14 protein-coding genes and 1 pseudogene are annotated in these 21,433 nt (G+C 44.4%); 10 read left to right on the top strand and 5 right to left on the bottom strand.

Annotated elements, in window-relative coordinates; all coding sequences use genetic code 11:
• Window position 1: 1 nt before the first annotated feature.
• The 5 genes from AB4154_RS06020 (at window position 2) to AB4154_RS06040 (ending at window position 6,940) form a co-directional block, all read left to right on the top strand.
• A complete protein-coding gene (locus AB4154_RS06020) occupies window positions 2-2,137 on the top strand; it encodes an LruC domain-containing protein (protein WP_372122467.1) in 2,136 nt (711 codons plus the stop codon).
• An 11-nt stretch (window positions 2,138-2,148) separates the two neighbouring features.
• Window positions 2,149-2,784: a hypothetical protein gene (locus AB4154_RS06025; RefSeq protein WP_372122469.1), complete on the top strand. Its 636-nt coding sequence runs from the start codon at window positions 2,149-2,151 to the stop codon at window positions 2,782-2,784.
• 206 nt (window positions 2,785-2,990) lie between these two features.
• The gene (locus tag AB4154_RS06030; RefSeq protein WP_017061706.1) at window positions 2,991-3,305 is read left to right on the top strand and encodes a hypothetical protein; all 315 of its coding nucleotides are present in this window, start codon (window positions 2,991-2,993) and stop codon (window positions 3,303-3,305) included.
• Between the two features lie 106 nt (window positions 3,306-3,411).
• The gene (locus tag AB4154_RS06035; protein WP_372122471.1) at window positions 3,412-4,260 is read left to right on the top strand and encodes a sulfurtransferase; all 849 of its coding nucleotides are present in this window, start codon (window positions 3,412-3,414) and stop codon (window positions 4,258-4,260) included.
• Window positions 4,261-4,645: 385 nt separating this feature from the next.
• Window positions 4,646-6,940, top strand: a complete 2,295-nt coding sequence (locus AB4154_RS06040; protein WP_372122473.1) for a putative bifunctional diguanylate cyclase/phosphodiesterase — start codon at window positions 4,646-4,648, stop codon at window positions 6,938-6,940.
• 91 nt (window positions 6,941-7,031) lie between these two features.
• Here the strand turns inward: AB4154_RS06040 and AB4154_RS06045 are convergent, their stop codons facing one another.
• The gene (locus tag AB4154_RS06045; RefSeq protein WP_372122475.1) at window positions 7,032-8,402 is read right to left on the bottom strand and encodes a glycoside hydrolase family 18 protein; all 1,371 of its coding nucleotides are present in this window, start codon (window positions 8,400-8,402) and stop codon (window positions 7,032-7,034) included.
• A gap of 168 nt (window positions 8,403-8,570) precedes the next feature.
• Window positions 8,571-9,578 carry a sugar-binding transcriptional regulator gene (locus AB4154_RS06050; RefSeq protein WP_017061711.1) on the bottom strand — a complete coding sequence of 336 codons (1,008 nt, stop codon included), beginning with the start codon at window positions 9,576-9,578 and terminating at the stop codon, window positions 8,571-8,573.
• Between the two features lie 459 nt (window positions 9,579-10,037).
• Here AB4154_RS06050 and tal point away from each other — a divergent pair, with 459 nt between their 5' ends.
• Window positions 10,038-10,988 carry a transaldolase gene (gene tal, locus AB4154_RS06055; protein ID WP_009845571.1) on the top strand — a complete coding sequence of 317 codons (951 nt, stop codon included), beginning with the start codon at window positions 10,038-10,040 and terminating at the stop codon, window positions 10,986-10,988.
• Between the two features lie 87 nt (window positions 10,989-11,075).
• A complete protein-coding gene (gene tkt / locus AB4154_RS06060; protein ID WP_136974482.1) occupies window positions 11,076-13,067 on the top strand; it encodes a transketolase in 1,992 nt (663 codons plus the stop codon).
• Window positions 13,068-13,175: 108 nt separating this feature from the next.
• Here the strand turns inward: tkt and AB4154_RS06065 are convergent, their stop codons facing one another.
• A complete protein-coding gene (locus AB4154_RS06065) occupies window positions 13,176-14,738 on the bottom strand; it encodes a PAS domain-containing methyl-accepting chemotaxis protein (protein WP_102393621.1) in 1,563 nt (520 codons plus the stop codon).
• A 165-nt stretch (window positions 14,739-14,903) separates the two neighbouring features.
• Window positions 14,904-15,308: pseudogene (locus AB4154_RS06070) on the bottom strand (Lrp/AsnC family transcriptional regulator); the annotation flags it as partial.
• Window positions 15,309-15,717: 409 nt separating this feature from the next.
• Here AB4154_RS06070 and AB4154_RS06075 point away from each other — a divergent pair.
• The gene (locus AB4154_RS06075) at window positions 15,718-16,044 is read left to right on the top strand and encodes a hypothetical protein (protein ID WP_372122478.1); all 327 of its coding nucleotides are present in this window, start codon (window positions 15,718-15,720) and stop codon (window positions 16,042-16,044) included.
• Window positions 16,045-16,091: 47 nt separating this feature from the next.
• Window positions 16,092-18,848: an immune inhibitor A domain-containing protein gene (locus AB4154_RS06080; RefSeq protein ID WP_372122480.1), complete on the top strand. Its 2,757-nt coding sequence runs from the start codon at window positions 16,092-16,094 to the stop codon at window positions 18,846-18,848.
• Between the two features lie 213 nt (window positions 18,849-19,061).
• On the opposite strand, the gene AB4154_RS06085 is transcribed toward AB4154_RS06080, so the two are convergent.
• Window positions 19,062-20,237: an MFS transporter gene (locus AB4154_RS06085; RefSeq protein ID WP_017064421.1), complete on the bottom strand. Its 1,176-nt coding sequence runs from the start codon at window positions 20,235-20,237 to the stop codon at window positions 19,062-19,064.
• A 251-nt stretch (window positions 20,238-20,488) separates the two neighbouring features.
• Here AB4154_RS06085 and AB4154_RS06090 point away from each other — a divergent pair, with 251 nt between their 5' ends.
• Window positions 20,489-21,379 carry a LysR family transcriptional regulator gene (locus tag AB4154_RS06090; protein ID WP_017061891.1) on the top strand — a complete coding sequence of 297 codons (891 nt, stop codon included), beginning with the start codon at window positions 20,489-20,491 and terminating at the stop codon, window positions 21,377-21,379.
• Window positions 21,380-21,433: the final 54 nt, after the last annotated feature.

Below are 21,433 nucleotides of genomic sequence, written 5' to 3' on the forward strand. Positions count from 1 at the left end.
TATGAGAATTACAACGTTAAGTTTGCTATTAAGTGCCCCTCTAGTCGCCAACGCAGCGCCATTCGATACCTGCCCTAGCCAAGCATACCTCTTTCAGTCGAAACCCGTTGAAGTTTGGGGTGTAAACCTAGTAACAGGTTCAACCACACTGTTAGAAGACGATACGGGTATGAATGCCAATATCAATGCTGTCGGTTTCGACTTTCAAGACAGATATATTTATGGCTATGACACCACCAACAAACGTTTAGTGCGTCTTGGTCAAGACTTCCAAGCAGAAGTTATCAATACCAGTGGCTTACCAACCGATCACACTTTCTATGTCGGCGACGTCTATGACCATGTTTACTACTTGTATCGTACAGGTAAGGGACTATTTACTGTTGACCTCTCTCCTTTAGACTCTGATCCGAATGCGACCGTCACGGTCAACAAAATCGCAGGCAGCCCTGCAACTGTAAAACTGACTGATTTTGCTTTCCATCCAAGTGATGGCTCTTTATATGGTATCGACAATAACTCGGGTGGCTTGTACAGCTTCAACCCAACTACAGGTGCAGAAACCTATATTGGTGATACCGGAGAAACAGGGACGTTTGGCGCAGGTTATTTTGATGTAAACGGCTACTATTACGTATCTCGAAATCAAGACGGTAAGATCTACCGTATCAACCTATCCCCAGATAACGCTGCAAACATCGCTGCAGGTGTCGTTCCTGCTGTAGAGTTCGTATCGAATGGCCCTTCTTCGAATCAAAATGATGGTGCTCGCTGTGCGAATGCGCCTGTCGTAGATGAAGATTCCAACATCGACTTCGGTGACGCTCCAGATACCTATCTAACGTTATTAGCAAGTAACGGTCCTCGACATGAACTAGATGGCGTGACTTGGTTAGGTACAGACGCGCCCGACGCCGATCTTGACGGCTACGTAACACCGCAATCGGATGAAAGCGTGGGTATTGATGATGAGTGGGCGAACGGTGGTATCGGTTTTGTAACCGCACTTGAAGCTGGTCTTGATTCAAAAGTGGTGATTGAGGCTTCAACAACCGGTTACCTTTCGGCTTGGATAGATTGGAACCAAGATGGCAGTTTCGATGGCGCCAACGAGCAAGTATTTACCGATTACCTGTTAGATACGGGTGAAAACGATCTGTTCCTAAATGTCGATATCAACGCTCTGACCGGTACGACGTGGGCTCGCTTTAGATTCAGTCAACAAACCAACCTAAGTTACTTTGGCGGTTCAACCTCTGGTGAGGTGGTCGATATTCAAGTCGATGTTCTTAACGATGGTGCCACTGCTCGTTACTTCCCAAGTGCTTCTGGTTACGCAACGCTCGCGTACGAAGATAACTGGCCTTATAAAGCTGACTACGACATGAACGATGCTGTTCTTATGTATCGTATTACTGAAATCCTTAAAGATGGAAAAGTCGTTAAATCAACTATCGACGGCCGCCTAGCTGCTGTCGGGGCATCGTACAGAAATGGTTTTGCTGTTCGACTTCCTAACCTCGACCCGAGCTTGGTGAGTAGTGGTATCTCTTACATGAAACACAACGGCGTATTCACTGACCTTGACCTAGAAGATGGACGTAGCGAAGCAATCTTTGTTATCGCCAATGACCTGACAGAAAAAATCAGCACTGGCTGTACCTTCTACCGCACCAGTAATGGATGTAAAGAAGATGAGCAGTTCTCGTTCCAAATTGGTATTACTTTAGCCGGTGACGGTGTGAGTACTGGCAGCTGGACCGATATGCCTTACGACCCGTTCATCTTCGCAACGCCTGGGTATTATCATGGTGAAAACCTACCTCTACATCCAGGACGCAGCTGGGAGGTTCACTTGCCAGACCAAGCTCCAACCGAAGCATTTGATACCACTAACCTCTTTGAAGCTGGTTTAGGCGTCGATGACAGTAATCCATCAACAGGTAAATACTTCAAAACAGTAGAAAACCACCCTTGGGCACTAATAGTGACTTCGGATGACGAATGGGAGTGGCCTTTAGAGTACGTCGATATTGTTACCGCTTACCCAGGGTTTAAAGAATACGCAGAATCCGGCGGTGAAACGAACCAAACATGGTACCAATCACCTGCAGACAACCAACGTTACGAACCATAAGGAGAGACGTTATGACTATTCACACTAAACAATATCGAGACAATCATTGCGTTGATTCAAGTCGCAATCTCTTTGAGGAAAAACGTATGTCTGTACAAAGCACTTGGAACATCAAGAAGTCACTAGCCGTTATTTTAGCTGCAGCGCCATTAGTATTAGCCGGCTGTGGAGGCGGCGGCGGTGGGGGCGGAAGTACATCTACGGCATCACCATCTACACCCTCGACACCTGCAACTCCGTCGAATCCGGTAACAGCAACGACTCCGGTAACAGCAACGCCTTCGCCGTCTCCCGCGAAAAGTGCGGTAGCAGCGCAGAGCTATACGATGAGTGATTTGGTGGTACCTGATGGATTTGACTACAACTCTGTTGAACAGTTTGATCTCAACATTGACATCAGCAGCATTTCGACAGACCGTTCTTTTGTGACCGTTTATAGCCGCTTTAGTACAAGAGATGACTCAACCTTGAAGCCGGATTACTCCAGCAAGGTCATTGCGGGCCCACTAGATAACGGTGTGTTCGCCTCCAACTTTGCAGCACCAGTAAACCATGACGCACTCTTGATAGAGATTTGGTTTTACGATGGTCAACCTCCATTACAACAAGTGGTTTCTAGCGGCGACTCTCAGATTGTCTGGCAGTAAATTGTTTAACAGCAGGTAACTTGTCGTTAGCGAGATCTCTGACGAAACAGAGTCAAAATGGATTGTTTGTAAGTAGGAAGTGAGCAGAAATGCTCACTTTTTTATTTTCGTCGAAGAGCAGTTAATTCAGCTTTCTTAGCGAGTAGCATTCACTTTACCACCAACCTCACTTATATTTTCAACATAACCTTCAAAGACTTACTCTCATGAAACAGTTAAAAATAGGTCTATTTATCTTAATGTGTGGCGTAGGCGTGTTAGTTGCCCTTGCCTATTTCCCGCTAACATCAGAGACGGGGCAACGTATTCAAGCCAAAGTAATTTCGAACACGCTTACTCAATCCTTAGATGGGCACAGGCGTTATCTGACGGTTCAGACAAAAGATAATGACGTATTTCGGCTCTCTATTGCTCCTACCACAGACTGCCCTATTGATTCTGTGGTCGCGCTTGATACATTAAACAATCAAATAACCGGACAAAGCAGTTATCAGTTCATCCACTGTCGAGCTGCACAGTAGCCATCGATGCAACAACTGTATTCGCAAAAGCAACAGTAATCGCTCTACCACTGTATTCGCTAAAACAGTAAGAATCGCTAAAACAACAAGAATGGATATAACAATAATGAATCAGCCACTCATCTCACCACAACAACTTCAACAACGTTTGCTAGCAGAAGACAATATCATCATCCTCGACGCCAGCATCGATTTTCAAATTCCAAGCGAGTCAGAAAAGATCAAAGGACAAATGATTCCTGGTGCTATTCGTTTTGACTACGACAAAGACTTTTGTAACAAGCACACTCTGCTTCCTCACATGTTTCCGAGCGAAAAACACTTCAACACTCGCGCAAAAGAAATTGGCATCAATCAAGACAGTACGATTGTGGTTTACGATAACTCCGGAACCTTCGCTTCTCCTCGTGCGTGGTGGATGTTTATGGCAATGGGACACAACGACGTATTCATCTTAGATGGCGGTTTGCCAGCTTGGATCGAAGCCGGTTACGCGACCGAGACTGACTATCGCACCGAAGTAAAAGCGGGCAATTTTGAAGGCCATATTCAAGACAACTACTTTGTCAGTGCTCAGCAGATTGAAGGTTACTCAACTGACAAGAGCGCAAACATTGTAGATGCTCGTTCTCAAGCTCGTTTCGATTCAGAAGTTCCTGAACCACGTGAAGGCTTGCGTAGTGGCCATATACCGAATTCTATTTGCCTACCATTTGCCCAAGTACTCAAAAACGGCAAGTTAAAGTCCCAAGAAGAGCTTATTGATATCTTTTCAACGCTAGAATTAACGCCTTCTCAACCTATGTTCTTTAGCTGTGGCTCTGGCGTAACAGCTTGCATCATATTATTAGCCGCTAAACTCGCTGGCTATAACGGTGAAATGGGTGTTTACGATGGTTCATGGACGGAATGGGGTGCTAACGACAAACTCCCTATCGCCGTGACTAAAAAGTAATTCAACTTCGCTTAATGCAACTATTAGAATATACTGCGCATGCATATAGAGCTTACTGATAATGATGGCCCCACGTCTCATGAAGTAAGCCTCTATGTCGCAGTTAACGCTATGTTCATTTGAGACCAAGACTCGATTCACGCCGTTTGATTTGTAACCCACATCAACTTGCTAACCATAATTCGTGATTAATCATAAACTAATCGTTATCGACGTTATGAATACTAATTTTTCACTCAAGAATCTCTGCTCGTAGTCGTTACACTATTTAATCATTAATACTTTCATCATTGATGTTTGTATTTTTCGTTGCATGAATCGCGCTGACAACCCAATAGTTTGTCACTTGCAGTCTGTTAAAAGTAGTAACCAACAAAGGCATCTCATGGCTCTATTTAAGCAAAATATCTGGTCGCTGTACGCGTTTGTCGTACTACTGACCCTGATACTTTTCGCCGCGTTGGGAATAACAAACTGGAAAGCAAACAGAGACGACTTCATAGAGCAGCAACACATTCAGGTTGAGCTTTTTTCTAGCTCCGTCAACTCGCTGCTGACCAGTCAAGAAGCCTTGTTAGAAGTGGTTGGCCATCAACTGGCTCAACAGTCTGATTTCACACGTACTGCATCTATCCAGATTAGGCCAATATTAGACAAGCTACTTGAGACCCACCCTGCGATAGCAGCGTTTGGCTTGTTGAACACCGACGGTGATTACCTCTCGATTAGCTCAAATCTCGAACTTGCGAATCAAAGGAACTTGCTGCAATACGCGCCAACCAGAGGCTCCTTCCTAGACGCCCTATCAAGCAGTAGCATGGAGCTTGGCCGTACCTATTTTCAAGATTCGTTGAATAGCTTAGTCATCCCGCTGAGAAAATCCATTTCAATCGATGGCAAGAAAACCGATGCAGTAATGACCGCAGGGCTACGATTAGACGCAACGATCGTATTTGAAAATAATGCTCACGCCGGAAGTTTCAATACACTAAGCCTGATCAGAAAAGACAGCTATCGCCAGTTTTATTCAAGTGATATTGAATCTGAGAGTGCCTATTCCTCTCCAGTCGGCAAAGATGTCATACAGCGTATTGCAAGTATCTTTACCGACCACTTCGGAATTAGCGTACAAGAAGCGATGAATGGGCAAGAAACCTATTCTTTTGTCGTCGACGATGAAGAGTACCACTCTTTGATGAGCGCGAAATACATCCCAAACTACAAATTATGGGTGGTAGGACGTACGGATCTAACTCACGTCGATAGTATATTCATACAAGAGTTCAGCATTCTTTTCGTTGCCTTTATTTTTCTTCAGTTTGGTTTCTACTTTTTGGTTAAGTCGATTGCCAAGAATGAACAACGGACTCGTAGCCAACTCATTTATCAGGCGAACCATGACCCTTTAACCTCTCTGCCAAACCGTTTGTACATGCGTAGAAACATTGGTAAATGGATTGACGATGAGTCAGAGCCGTTTTCGCTGTTGTTTATCGATATCGATAACTTTAAATGCGTCAATGACACCCACGGGCATGACTTTGGAGATAAGGTTCTCAAACAGATCGCTTTGCGTTTGATGAGGTTCCGATCTCGCCTCAGCCTATTGGTACGTGAATCCAGTGATGAGTTTTTGTTCTTGACGCCCTTGTCGAATGAAGCTGAAATTAAACGACTCGCCAAGCGCATTATTGAAGTGCTTTCTCAACCTTATGAAGTTGAAAGCGCTCAGTTTTTGTTAGGTTGCAGCATCGGCGTAGCGCGTTTCCCAGAACACGGAAAAGATCTGGATAGCCTGTTACGTTCTGCCGATATTTCAATGTACAAAGCGAAACAGCAGCAAAACTCGTACAGTATTTTCACAACGGAAATGCAAGATGCTCATCTCTACAAAATGAAAGTAGAACAAAGGCTACGCATCGCTATCGAGAAACAAACGCTGTTCATGGTTTTCCAACCGCTGGTTCGTGCAAATGAAAGTATTCATGGTGTAGAAGCACTCGTGCGCTGGATTGATGAGGAATTGGGTTTTGTTCCGCCAGATGTCTTTATACCGATAGCAGAGAACACGGGTTTAATGCAAAAACTGGGGACTTTTATTATTGAGTCCAGCATTATGCAGATCGCCCACTTGCACCGAACAACAGAACAAAAGATCGGGCTGTCGATCAACATATCAGTGCGTCAGTTTTCTCATCAATCCTTCTCTGAGCACTTGTTCGCGACACTAGAAAAGTATCAACTCTCTCCTAGCTGTTTAACGCTAGAAATTACCGAGAGCTTGTTCATTGAAGATGTGACTTTGGTGAAACCGACTTTTGAAGCCCTCAAAGAGAAGAATATAAAGATCTCTTTAGATGATTTCGGGACAGGTTATTCATCACTAAGTATGTTGAAAGCACTGCCTATCGATGAACTTAAAATCGATAAGAGCTTTATTGAGAACATTGCTGTAGATCAGCAGTCACTCACCATGGTGCAAAACATCATCGCAATCGGTAAGAACTTCGGCATGGTGGTATTAGCAGAAGGCGTAGAATCAAACGAACACTTCGCAATTCTAAAGGCATGTGGATGTGACTTAATGCAAGGCTATTACTTCTCTCGCCCTATTCCTTATGATGAGCTGGCTACTCACCTAAACAAGAAAGTGACCGAGCACGCGGAATGTTCTGTTTAAGAACGTGAGTTAAATAGACGAGCTAAATAAGGTAGGCGGCTAAACACCTACCTTATTTTCTAGGTATTTTCTGTTCAGTTATTTATTCATTTCACTTTTTATTCATTTCACTATGCATAACATCGATCAACTGCCCGGAAGGATCTCCTGATAATTCCCAAGTAAAAATGCCGCCTAGGTCTGATTTCTTCGCCCATTCTGCCTTTGCTTTAATAGAACGCTGATCTTCAAAAGATATGAATACTTTTTTATCTGGGTTCCACAAATAAGGTGCTTGAGCTTGCTCATCATACTTATACTCATAACCTTGTTTACTGCTGTAGTTATTCATAAGATCCCAAAACATGAAGTAACCGTTTTCACCGGTACCAAACTGCGCCCCTTGTTCAGAAACTAGGTCACCTTTAGGCAGCTCTCCAGCAAAGTCTTTTGTCCCTTGCCAGCCTCGACCATAAAAAGCCGCCCCGATCACGAGCTTCTCGCTAGGAATACCTTGCTCTATCATCTGATTAATGAAGACATCAGCTCCCATTCCCCACCAACTGCGCTCTGTGGCATGTAAGTTTGTTGTGTGACCTGTTTGAGTTCCCCAGCCTCCGAGGAAGTCATACGTCATCGCAAACATGTTCGTCAAATATGGGCTAGCTGCGTTCCAATCAATTTGGGCAGCCTTAGCGCCAACACCGACAGCCGTTGAAAGCTCATAATCTCTTTGAGTCGTCTTTGATAGAGCGTCCAAATCACTTCTGATTGTTTTTACTAAAAGAGTAAAAGCTTCACGCTCTAGCGCTTTTTGCTCATCCGTTAGTTTCGTCTCTGGGTTCCAAGGCGAAGTGGTTAAGCCGCCGCCTCCTGGGTATTCCCAATCAAGATCAATACCATCAAAGAAGTCGTATTTTTGGATCAATTCAACAGCAGTTTTTGAAAAGTGCGCAATGGCTTGAGGATCTTTCGCCATCGCATGGAAAGGTTCAGACATTGTCCACCCTCCAAATGAGGGCAAAATTTTGATATTTTGATTGTCGGCCTTCAGTTGAGCTAACTGGGCAAAGTGACCTTTATAGGCGACATCAACACCCACGTCTCCGAAATCGACTTCTAACGCAGCTTCTTTATCCACAATAATCGCGGTATATGGTTGTTTGTCTGCACATTGCTGCTGAATTTGTTTTTGGACGGGCTCACCAGCACCGCTATGAGGACCACACATGCTCAAGAAGGCGTAAATAATATGTGAGAGCTTGTCTGCAGGTATGTCGTCAACGGTATAAGGGTTGTCTTTATTCAGATATTGCCAATCCGCAAAATACCCTGCGACGACTTTATCATCGGCATGTGCCTCAGGTGTGAGCATACAAGCCGTGGTGATTAAGCTAAGCGCAATGACGGAATTAGATTTAAAGATAGAACTTGATTGGTCACTGTTGCTAGAAATAGCGCGTGTGATAAATGACAGTTTCATAATTATCTCCTTTAGTGTGGCTTAACATTAAAGAGTGATAATTCTTTCAACCGCTGAACAAATTCACTATTCGAGTCATGTCTAATAGTTATCCCCCTTATTGCACTGGTTTCATCAGGGGAATTTCCATGATTACTCAAATAGTGAATTCAACGAAGCTTAAGTATCTTACGATTCACTGCTGTTTGGTTTATTCACGCTAAGTTGTTCGTCCAAGTTAAGTACCGTCAAAGCATTACTTACGCTGGTCGCTATCACATCGACCACACCGGTTCTTAGTGCGCCTAATAGAGCTAATGGCTTACTGTTCTCCGCTGCAATGGCAATGACTTCCGCTATTGGGCGAAATTCTTCCAAGGCCAAACCAATCACACGGTCACTCATTACTGTGTTTGCTGTTTTACCGTGAACATCGAAAAAGTCATAACCCGCAAAGTCACCGACGACACCTTGTAATAAACGAGATTGAACGACCTCACCTGCGGTAAACCAGCCTAAGTCGACCATATAGCTGTTTTCGCTCATATCACCGATACCGACCAAAGCGACATCGGCTTTTCGAGCGAGATCGAGGGTCTGCTTAACGGTGCTGTTTTCCATGAATGCGGTTTTTTGCGCTTTATTCTCGGCATAAGCGGGCGCGTATAAGGTTTCAGAAGATCCACCGTACTTTTTGGCTAACTGCCTGCATATATGGTCGGCATTAAACATACCGCCTCTTGGGTGAATACCGCCGATACCACACACGAATTTGCAGTCTCGTGGCGTAATGACGCCAGTGTGATGAGCAACAGACGATACGTTTCGCCCTTGTCCTACTGTCACTACCATGCCGTTTTTCAGTGTACTGGTAAGGTAGTTAGACACTAAACCAGCAACCTGTAATCGCTGCTTCTCTTCATTTGGTTGGTCTAGTGCCACAAGCGCACGCTTTACACCAAATCGTTCGATCAAACGTTGCTCGATCTTCGCACTAAAGACGGGGTGATATTTCACGGTGATCTCAACAATGCCCTCATCTCGGGCTTGCTTGAGCATTCGACCAACCTTTGCACGGGAGATAGAGTACTTTTTAGATATCTCTTCTTGCGTGGCACCATCTTGATAATAAGCAACCGCTACTTCAGTGAGGAGATCAGTGTTTTCTTCGGAAACATCTTGGATATTCTTACTCATATACCACTCAACCAATATTTAACAATTATTTTACCTGCTTGAAGAACAAATGTTCGATGCTTAAGCAAGTGATACACAAGTTTACACCCCAAACATATGTAACAGCAAGGTACATTTGCTCATAGTCATAACCATGGTTTTGTTGTTGATTAATTCACCTCACTTTGCTCGTTAAACGTTTGCTTGCATAGCCCATGATTACTAGAGCGAAATATATTTGACTGAAGTCACCATACAGTACTATTTACCGTTGACTTTGGGGCTAGATCGGATAAATATGGCTACATCATTTACTCATCGAGCGATCAAATGTTCTGTGCAAATGTTCGTTCGGAGAAAAATTTAAATTAATGTAAGTTTGGCTCACTGGTACAACCATTGAGAACTTCATTAGTTAGCTTGCAAATGCCCACACCTCTCCCATTAATGAGGTGTTATGCGATACATAGGATGATCAAAATGAGCAATAAATTAGAGCAACTTCGTAAACTAACAACTGTTGTAGCTGACACTGGCGATATCGAAGCTATCAGCAAGTACACTCCTGAAGATGCAACAACTAACCCATCTCTAATTCTTAAAGCTGCTCAAATTGCTGAGTACGCTCCTCTAATCGATGCTTCTATCGAATACGCAAAAGCGCAAAGCGGTGATAAAGCACAGCAAGTTCAAGATACTTGCGACATGCTTAACGTGAACATCGGTAAAGAAATCCTAAAAGTTGTACCTGGCCGTATCTCTACTGAAGTAGATGCTCGTCTTTCTTACGACATGGAAGGCAGCGTTGCTAAAGCTCGTCAACTTATCAAAATGTACAACGACGCTGGTATCACTAACGACCGCATCCTTATCAAACTGGCTTCTACTTGGGAAGGCATCCGTGCTGCTGAAATCCTAGAGAAAGAAGGCATCAACTGTAACCTAACGCTTCTATTCTCTTTCGCTCAAGCTCGCGCTTGTGCTGAAGCTGGCGTATTCCTAATCTCTCCTTTCGTTGGTCGCATCATGGACTGGTACAAAGCGAAAGAAGGTCGTGATTTCGAAGCTTCAGAAGATCCAGGCGTAATCTCTGTTTCAGATATCTACAACTACTACAAAGACCACGGCTACAAAACTGTTGTTATGGGCGCAAGCTTCCGTAACATCGGCGAGATCCTTGAACTTGCTGGTTGTGACCGTCTAACTATCGCTCCTCAACTTCTAGCAGACCTAGAAGCAGCAGAAGGCGAAGTAGTAGAGAAGCTTATCGACTCTAACGGTACTAAAGAGCGTCCAGCAGCGATGACTCACGCTGAGTTCCTATGGGACCACAACCAAGATGCAATGGCTGTTGAGAAACTGGCTGAAGGCATCCGCAACTTCGCCGTTGACCAAGGCAAACTAGAAGACATGATCGCAGCTAAGCTGTAATCACTCTTACCAAATTCAAATAGGGGAACGTTCAGTTCCCCTACTTTTATCAATTTTGTTTTTCTTAATTTTTATTCGGAAGTTCTTATGAATCGCAAACATCTAGCTAACGCTATTCGTGCTCTAAGCATGGACGGCGTACAACAAGCAAACTCTGGTCACCCAGGCGCACCTATGGGTATGGCAGACATCGCTGAAGTACTTTGGCGCTCTCACCTAAACCATAACCCAGCAAACCCAGAGTGGGCTGACCGCGACCGTTTTATCCTGTCTAACGGCCACGGCTCAATGCTGATTTACTCTCTGCTTCACCTAGCAGGTTACGAGCTTTCAATTGAAGATCTTAAAAACTTCCGTCAACTGCATTCTAAGACTCCAGGTCACCCAGAGTACGGCTACGCACCAGGCATCGAAACAACGACTGGTCCTCTAGGTCAAGGCATCACTAACGCTGTTGGTATGGCTATGGCAGAGAAAGCGCTAGCAGCACAGTTCAACAAAGAAGGCCACGACATCGTAGACCACTACACTTATGCATTCATGGGTGATGGCTGTCTGATGGAAGGTATTTCTCACGAAGCATGTTCTCTAGCAGGTACGCTTGGTCTTGGTAAGCTGGTTGCTTTCTGGGATGACAACGGTATCTCTATCGATGGCGAAGTTGAAGGTTGGTTCTCTGACGATACACCTAAGCGTTTCGAAGCTTACGGCTGGCACGTAATCCCAGCGGTAGATGGTCACGATTCTGACGCTATCAACGCAGCGATTGAAGCGGCTAAAGCAGACCCTCGCCCTACTCTAATCTGTACTAAAACAGTGATTGGCTTTGGTTCTCCAAACAAAGCAGGTACGCACGACTGTCACGGTGCTCCACTAGGCGCTGAAGAAATTGCAGCAACACGTAAAGAATTAGGTTGGGAGCACGGTCCTTTTGAAATTCCGTCGGAAGTTTACTCAGAGTGGGATGCGAAAGAAGCAGGCGCAGCTAAGGAAGCAGCGTGGAACGAGAAACTTGCAGCTTATGAAGCAGCATACCCTGAGCTGGCAGCTGAATTCAAACGCCGCGTAAACGGTGACCTACCAGCTGAGTGGGAAGAGAAAGCATCGGCAATCATCGCTGATCTTCAAGCTAACCCAGCAAACATCGCATCACGTAAAGCATCTCAAAATGCTCTAGAAGCGTTCGGTGCTATGCTACCTGAATTCATGGGCGGCTCGGCTGACCTTGCGCCTTCTAACCTGACTATGTGGTCTGGTTCTAAGTCTCTTGAAGCAAACGACTTCTCTGGTAACTACATCCACTACGGTGTACGTGAATTCGGTATGACGGCTATCATGAACGGTATCGCTCTGCACGGTGGTTTCGTACCATACGGCGCAACTTTCCTAATGTTCATGGAATACGCTCGTAACGCTATGCGTATGGCTGCTCTGATGAAAACTCAGAACATCCAAGTTTACACGCATGACTCTATCGGTCTTGGCGAAGATGGTCCAACTCACCAACCAGTTGAGCAGATCGCTTCTCTACGTCTAACTCCAAACATGAGCACATGGCGTCCATGTGACCAAGTTGAGTCTGCTGTTGCTTGGAAACTAGCAATCGAGCGTAAAGATGGTCCTTCTGCACTTATCTTCTCTCGTCAAAACCTTGCACAACAAGATCGTGACGCTGAGCAAGTAGCAAACATCGCTAAGGGTGGTTACATCCTGAAAGATTGTAAAGGCAAGCCAGAGCTTATCCTTATCGCAACGGGTTCTGAAGTTGAGCTAGCGGTTAACGCTGCTGCTGAGCTAACGGCTGAAGGTAAGAAAGTACGCGTAGTTTCTATGCCTGCTACTGATGCGTTCGACAAACAAGACGCGCAGTACCGTGAGTCTGTACTTCCATCTGACGTAACGGCACGTATCGCTGTAGAAGCTGGCATCGCTGACTTCTGGTACAAGTACGTTGGTTTCGGTGGCAAGATCATCGGTATGACAACGTTCGGCGAGTCTGCACCTGCAGGTGAGCTATTCAAGATGTTCGGTTTCACTACTGAAAACGTAGTAAACACAGCGAAAGAGCTTCTAGCTTAATCTTGAATACATTGTCTCGCCCTTCAATGGGTTGATGCATACAGAAAGCCCCGCATGAAAATACGGGGCTTTTTTTGTCTTTTCTCTCATTCGGATTAAATCTAACGGCTATTTTTCTTCGAAACGCTTTGCCAGTTGGTAGAACTCATTGACTTGTTCTTTTAGCTCTGTGGAGTGGTCTTTCACAGAATGCGTTGCCACTAAGTTTTGTTCTGCGGTCGAGGCGATAGACTGCATATGCAGATTGACCTCACTCGACAGCTCACGTTGCTTATGAGCAGAACTTTCAACAGACTGCATGAGTTCATTCATGGATTGCATTAGGTTTTCGACTTCCGACAAGCGCTCTGCACTCACCTTCGCAACATCACCACATGCGTCCGTTTGCTTACGGTTCGCCAGAATATCTTTTTGCCACCCTTCAATCGTCGTTAGCATGGTATCGATGCTCTCTTTGATCTGAACCGTAGCCTTTGAGGTTCGACCCGACAATGCACGGACTTCGTCGGCAACAACGGCAAAGCCTCGTCCTTGCTCGCCCGCTCTCGCCGCTTCAATCGCAGCGTTCAGGGCCAACAAGTTGGTTTGTTCGGCGATTCCACCAATCTCTTCCATTATCTTGCTTACGCTCTGCGCTTGATCGCTCAGTTGGTAAGTCGTTTGAGTCGCCTTTTCAGCCTGAGAAGCTAGGCTCTCTAAGTTTTGATGAGTTTGATTAATGCTTTCTTTAGCGCCAGCACAGGTTTGCAAAGTCACATCAACAATCTGGTGCGCTTCTTCTGTGCGAGAAGAGACCTCATTGGCGGTGACTTCAACCTCTTCAGTCGCCTCTCGTACTTGAAGAATGTCTTTTGTTTGTTGATCTAAGGCTTCTGATACTTCAAATGACGTCGCATTTAGGTTGTCAGCCAAATCTTGTAACGGCTTGGCTGAGTCTGTCATGCGACCTAATACGGTGTGGATTCTTGCAGACAATAGTTTTAAGTGAAAATCGGCAATAGAGAACTGACTATTACCTGAATAAACAAGACGACTAACACTATCGAATTTAGATTGCAGCTTTTTCAACTGCAGTGGAGTATCAATCAGCTCTTGTCGGAAAAGCAGTGCTAATGCTGAAACAGGAAGTAGGCTCAACAACCATTGTGATACTTGCCCTACTTCAATGAGATTTGAAATTAACGGCGCAGCCAAAGAGCCTAGCAACACGGCGTAACGAACACTGTCACTGATCTTTAATGACCATTGGCGACCCGACTTTTCAGCCTTCAAGAGGCCTTGGTAAGCCTTATCTGCAACTTGTATCCATTCATTCTTTGGCTTAACACGAACAGATTGGTAGCCACTCACCTTACCATTGTCGTAAATTGGAGTTACATAAGCATCGACCCAGTAAAACCCACCAGATTTGGTTTTGTTTTTTACGATGCCACGCCAAGCTTTACCTTGCTTTAGGTTAACCCACATATCAGCAAAAGCGGCTTTCGGCATATCGTTATGCCTTACGATATTGTGGTGTTGCCCTAGCAATTCTTGTTGGCTGTATTCCGCTATGCGACAAAAAGCATCATTACTGTACGTAATCACGCCTTTTAAATCAGTGGTAGAGACAAGTTGTTCGTTTTCGCTGAGAAGCGTTTCACGAGATTGAGTAGATGAGCTGACAGTCATTATATTAACTTAGGTTAATTATTATTTTAGGCGAGGAATATATACAATTATTAAAGTTATGACAAAATGTGAACGTCACATTTTGTGTAAATGCCTGCTATTTATACAAATATTAGCTAAGTACCTCACAAAGCTAATAACTTCACTATCTTCTCATGCCAACAGTCACGACTCATCTAAGTTTACGGCAGTGGTAAATTTCACGGTTCTCATTGAGACAGAGGTATGGAATTTACGAATATTCAGATCTTTGCGTAGTACTCGCTCCACAAAGTCTTCGTAGGCTTGAATGTCTTTGACCGTCACAATCAGCATGAAATCAAAGCTGCCTGATATCTGATAGCACTGCGTGACCTCTTCTGCCTTTGAAATAGAATGGCGAAAGATTTGGTAAATATCCGCTCGATCACGCTCCATTTCCACGGACACAACCAAAGTCATCTTACTGCCGGTCAGTTCTGGATTAATGATGGACACACCACCGACAATCACGCCCTCTTCTCTCAGCCGTTTCACTCGCTTTAAGCAAGCAGGCGGTGACAACCCGACCAGCTCTGCTATTGTTAAATTTCACGTCATTGAAACACTGAAAGTTACTCTCAATACCCTAATTATTGATATTTTGAGTAAAAATAATTTGAGCATGGGTATTTACTAATGACTCAGTTATTACATGCGTATTTTAAAACACCGATAATAAAAAATTATCTTATTAGTTAGAACCCAACGCCTTGTATAAAGCGCCCTCCAGAATAATAACCACGACCTAATCAATGTTATTAAACATCCAAACTATCAACTATTCATTCAACAAAACCCATTAAATAACTGACAATAGAATAAATAACACTCCTTATTTTATATTAACTCTAAATGTTGAAACCGGAACGAATAATTAATTGTAATAATTATCCATTTGATTGGTAGATTTTATAAATATATTTTGTTACATAATCAAAACTGATGGCTTGATATAATAATGTCACACAAAACAATGGCTTTAATGGTTCTAATTTTTTCCTCACTGTCACAGGCTTCCACTATTGAGAACGACGGACTATTGCTGAAGTCATTGATTAAACAAGGTGTTATCTGTTCAGGCTTAACCTATGAGGAAAATCAAGAAGCTTTGCGTATCTATCTCAACGCTAAAAAAGTGAAGAGCACTCCGTTTGATTCAAAAAATAGAAAAGAGACAACCAATACAAAAGAGATAGAAGGTAAAAAACATACAACAAACACACGTCAGTTAAATAAGACACCACAAGAGTGTATTAGGCCAAACTCGGACAACAGATCCGAATAAGGCAAGTTGATACTGATATCGACATGGAAATACAAAAAGGAAATATAATGAAAATGATGAGAAAAACATTGTTGGCTTCAGCAATGCTTACTCTATTTAGCGTCAGTGGTTATGCAAAAACACCTATTGATTTAGGCGTAGTTAATGAAGACAAACTCATTGAAATGCTAGTTAGACAAGGCTTAGTCGACCAAGATGCAACCGATGCGGCAAAGCGCGATGCGCTTGACCGTTACTTGAAAAATAAAATCAATTCCGGTTTCAAAGGCGATGCTCAATTCGGAAAAAAAGCACTTGAGCAACGCGCAAAAATACTCAAAGCCATAGAAAAAGGGTCTGGCGTTAAAAAAGCGAGTGTCTTTGCTTTAGAAGTCGGCACCAAGCGCACCGATAAAGTACTCGCTCTATTGGTCGATTTCCCTGATTTGAACTGGGATGACAACAAGTTGACCGAAGAGCACACGCAGATGCTCTACGAGAGCTACAACCCTGAACATTATCAAGAGTTGTTGTTTTCAAATTCTGGCTACACAGGGCCAAATGGCGAAAACCTAATCTCGATGCGCCAATATTACCAAAGCGAATCAGGCGACAGTTACAGCGTTTCAGGTCAAGCGGCAGGTTGGTATCGCGCCTCTAAGCCTGCGTCATTCTATGGTGGCAACTCCCCTACCACCGACAACGACCTAAACGCCCAAGAACTGGTTCGTGAAGCGCTGAATCAACTGGCTCAAGATCCGAGTATCAACCTTGCCGATTACGACATCGAAGATCGTTACGATTACGACGGTGACGGAAATTTCCGCGAACCCGATGGTGTGATTGACCACCTGATGGTGTTTCATGCATCGGTAGGCGAAGAAGCCGGTGGTGGCGTGTTAGGCCCTGATGCGATTTGGTCTCACCGATTCAACCTTGGTCGCACTCATGTACTGGAAGGTACTTCTAGCTCGCTTCCAGATCGATTTGGTGGCCAATACGCGGCGTTCGATTACACCATTCAACCGATTGATGCGGCTGCAGGTGTTTGTACCCACGAATATGGTCATGATTTAGGCTTACCAGACGAGTATGACACGCAATACACAGGCAGAGGCGAACCGGTTTCTTACTGGTCAATCATGTCTTCGGGCAGTTGGGCTGGTCAAATTGGTGGTACACAACCAACGGCATTCAGCTCTTGGGCAAAGCACTTCCTACAAAAATCGATTGGTGGTCGCTGGGTTAACGATGATCAAATCTCGATTGATGACCTAGAAGACAATCCACAAGTGTATACGCTGTTCCAAACAACGGATAACAGTCGTCCTAACATGATCAAAGTGGATCTTCCTGAAAAGCAGATTGAAAGTCTGAAACCCTTTGAGGGCGAGTATTCATTCCACTCTCAAAAAGGCGATGATCTGAAAAACAGTATGACTCGCAAGTTGATGATCCCAGCGGGTGATTCTGCACTGCTGTCTTTCAAAACTTGGTATGAGATTGAAAAAGACTACGACTTTGCGCGCGTGCTAATCAACGGACAAGCCATTGCAGGAAACATTACCTCAATGGACGATCCATACAACACGGACCTCGTTCCTGCTATTGGCGGCGAATCTGGCGGATGGGTCGACGCTGAGTTCGACGTTTCACAATGGGCAGGCCAAGAAGTGGAACTGTCTTTTGAATACATCACCGATGGCGGCTTAGCAATGGAAGGCTTCTATTTAGATAACCTTGCTGTTGTTGTCGATGGTGAAGTGACCTCAATAGACGATGGTGAAAGCAACTCCACCTTCGCCCTTAATGGTTACAAGCTGAGTAATGGATTCCATCAAGCGCAGCACTACTATCTATTGCAATGGCGCAGCCACATGGATGTTGATGAAGGCCTAGCGAACATCAAACGCATGGGACAACTGATGTCATTCGACCCTGGCTTGATCATTTGGTACGTCGACGAATCACTAACCGACAACTGGGTAGGTAAACACCCTGGTGAAGGTTGGTTAGGCGTGGTCGATGCAGACCAAAATGCCATGGTGTGGGCAAACTCTGGTGAAGCGGCTCAAACACGCTACCAAGTTCGAGACGCAGCGTTTTCACTCAAAGATCATACTCCAATGCGTCTTGTAAACAGCGACAACGATGTACTCGAAGATACCAGTTTGGTTGGCAATGCTAGCTTCTCGGATGACCAAGATTACACATCGCCTCAAGCACCAGATTCAGGACGCATCCTGACGGAGTTTGGTTTAGCGGTCGATATTGTGAATCAGAGTGATAACAACGAATACGGTGTGGTTCGCTTATCTAAAGTAAGCCAACACAACATCGTTCCTACTGCGAACTTCGAGCTTAATGTGACTGGTCTGACTGTTTCTGCAAACAACTTCAGCTCAGACCAAGACGGTGAGATCGCCCGTTACCTATGGGACTTTGGGAACGGCACAACAAGTAACGAAGTGGCACCAACTTGGTCTTACGAGCAAGCGGGCGAATACACGGTGAACTTGACTGTTGTCGACGACAAAGGCGCTACCGCTTCATTTAGCTCCGTAGTGAGTGTTGAATCTCCAAACGCCCTTCCAGAAGCGAGCGCGAAGTACATTCACTTGGGCCGCTGGGTAACCATGTGGTCTACAAGTTCAGACAGCGATGGTCGTATTGTTGACACCGAGTGGACACTTCCAAACGGAAAGGTGAAACGAGGTCGCACATTCACGTCAATCTTCCCTTCATACGGAAAGCACGAGGTGACACTGAAGATAATCGATGACCAAGGTGGGATTACCACTAAGACAATTTTGGTCGACCTGTAAATCATCGCTGGCTCTGTCATGCGTATTTACAACACAAGCTTAAGTACTGTTGTCACAGGATATAAGCCACGACAGCAGTTTTAAGAAAACGTTATTATTTAAGCCGTAAGCAAAGGCCCTACCGATTTGGTAGGGCTTTTTATTGGTCGCAGTTCGAGATACTAGGGTTTTAATCACAGTAACGAATTTACTGAACCACCATTAGATGATCCATTACACAGGCTGCTTTTGAATACGCGATTTACGAGCACTAAATGCGAACAGCAAGATAACAGCTAACACGAATGGTAATACATAGATATTGAGGTTCTGCCATCCAGCTGTTGACTCTAACCAACCAGAGAGCATGGCGGTAATCGTCACACAGCCAAAGACAATAAATTCATTAAACGCTTGTGCCTTAGCTTTATTCTGCGATTGGTAGGACTGACTAAACAAACCTGTTGCCGCGATAAACATGAAGTTCCAACCGACACCAAGCACAACTAGAGCCGCTCTGAAGTGCCAAATAGATTCGCCATGAATGTTAATCGCGATACAGACAACGAACAGCACCCCACCCGCTAAGATCATCATTCTTGAGCCAAACTTCTCGATAAGTGAACCAGTAAAGAATGCAGGAACAAACATCCCCAATACGTGCCACTCAATGACGCCCGCTGCTTTGGTAAAGTCAAAGCCACAACCAATCATTGCCAATGGCGTTGCTGTCATCAGGATATTCATCACCGCATAAGCGACCATGGCAGCAAACACTGCGCCAATAAAGTTAGGCGCTTTTACTATCACACTGAGAGGATCGGATTTAGGTGCCTGACTATTAAAAGAGACTTTTGGAAACTGAATTGTTTGTAAGATGAGTAACGCAAGAATGTTCAATCCAATCAAAGAAGCAAAAGCACCAATGTACAAGCCATCTTGCGACCACTGTTGCGACATAATCGCCAAATTTGGCCCTAATACCGCGGCTAAAACGCCACCAGCCATCGAGATAGAGATCGCTCGATGACGTGCATTTTCATCACACACCTCGATTGCAGCAAAACGATAAAGCGTGCCAAAACCTATGCCTATCCCAAGTAAGAACGTAGCGAAACAAAACAGATAGAAATTTTGCTGAGACAGTGCGTAGGTGGCAAGACTAGCTCCTGTAATGCCAACCACATTACCAATGCTAAATCCTCTCTTTCTCCCTAACTTGCCTGAAATTAAAGATGCAGGAATAGTAGCTGCCATTAGACCCAAAAACTGCAGTGCAACCGGCAAGGTGATCATGCTGACACTGGGTGCAATCTGCTTACCGATCAAACCAATCACAGAGATCAGTAATATGTTACCCGTCATCAACAAGGCCTGACACAGTGAGAGCAGCCAAACATTTCTATTCATCTTCGTTCCTAAATATGAGCACAGTTGGTCAATAGACCAAAAATTCAACAAAGTCGCAACACTTTGTTACTCATAGCAACTCTACAAAGCGACCAATAGACCAATAGACCAATATAAAGTGCTACCACCACATGACTTTGATTAGCGTTACTTAAGACGCTAGAGTTGAAATTATCATTACTTAAGATAATAATAATTTTCTATTATTTATTGGCTTTGTTATTTATAGGCTTTAGTATTTGAAGGTGAGTATGATTAATCCACTTTGGCTCAATACGTTTAAGACTCTGGTTGAAGTTGGCCATTTCACCCAAACGGCAGAAAAGTTGTATATGACACAACCTGGAGTCAGCCAACACATCAAGAAGCTTGAACAAGCTTGTAATTGTGACCTGCTATCTCGAGAAAACAAGAGCTTCGAACTGACCGAACAGGGTCGGATTATGTATCGCTATGCGATCAAACTAGAGAAAGACCAAGAAGATCTTTTTGAGTCTCTGAGTTTTGATAACCCTTATGCTGGGCAATGTCACTTGTCTTGCTCTGGCTCACTCTCTTTGCGTCTGTATCCCAAGCTTCTTGAACTTCAACAGCAACACCAAGAGCTCAGCATTAACTTAGAAGCCGCTCCAAACAAAAAGATATTGAATGACCTAAGCGAAGGCACTACCGATATCGGCATTGTTAGGCATTCCCCGAACGACAGCTACTACCAAAGCCAAGTCATCGGCAAAGAAGCACTGTGTCTTATTGTTCACCACAGCCTTGCTGATTTAGAGATAACGCCGCAAGTATTGAATGACATTGGCCTGATTGCCCACCCAGATTCTGCACACTATCTGTCTTTGTATTTCGACCTTTGCGGAGATAAAGACTTAGCGAACATCAACGTTAATGAGATACCAAGATCTGGCTACATCAATCAGCTTCACCAGATCTTGCTACCCGTATCAAAAGGATTAGGTTTTACCGTGTTACCGGCTGGCGCGGTTGAACACTTCCCAGATAGAGACAAGCTACACGTTGTGCCGCCAAAGGTAGAAGTAGAGGAAACGCTGTATCTGGTTCAAAAACGAAACCGAAAACTGCCGCACCGATACGATACGGTTGTTGAGCTAATCAAACAGAACGTGAGTCGTTAGTTCGGTATAGATAGATTTAAAGCCTTTAGCTAGCTCGGTATTTCGCTATAAGAG

This window comes from Vibrio sp. 10N.286.51.B11, assembly GCF_041469245.1.
Classification (GTDB): domain Bacteria; phylum Pseudomonadota; class Gammaproteobacteria; order Enterobacterales; family Vibrionaceae; genus Vibrio; species Vibrio crassostreae_C.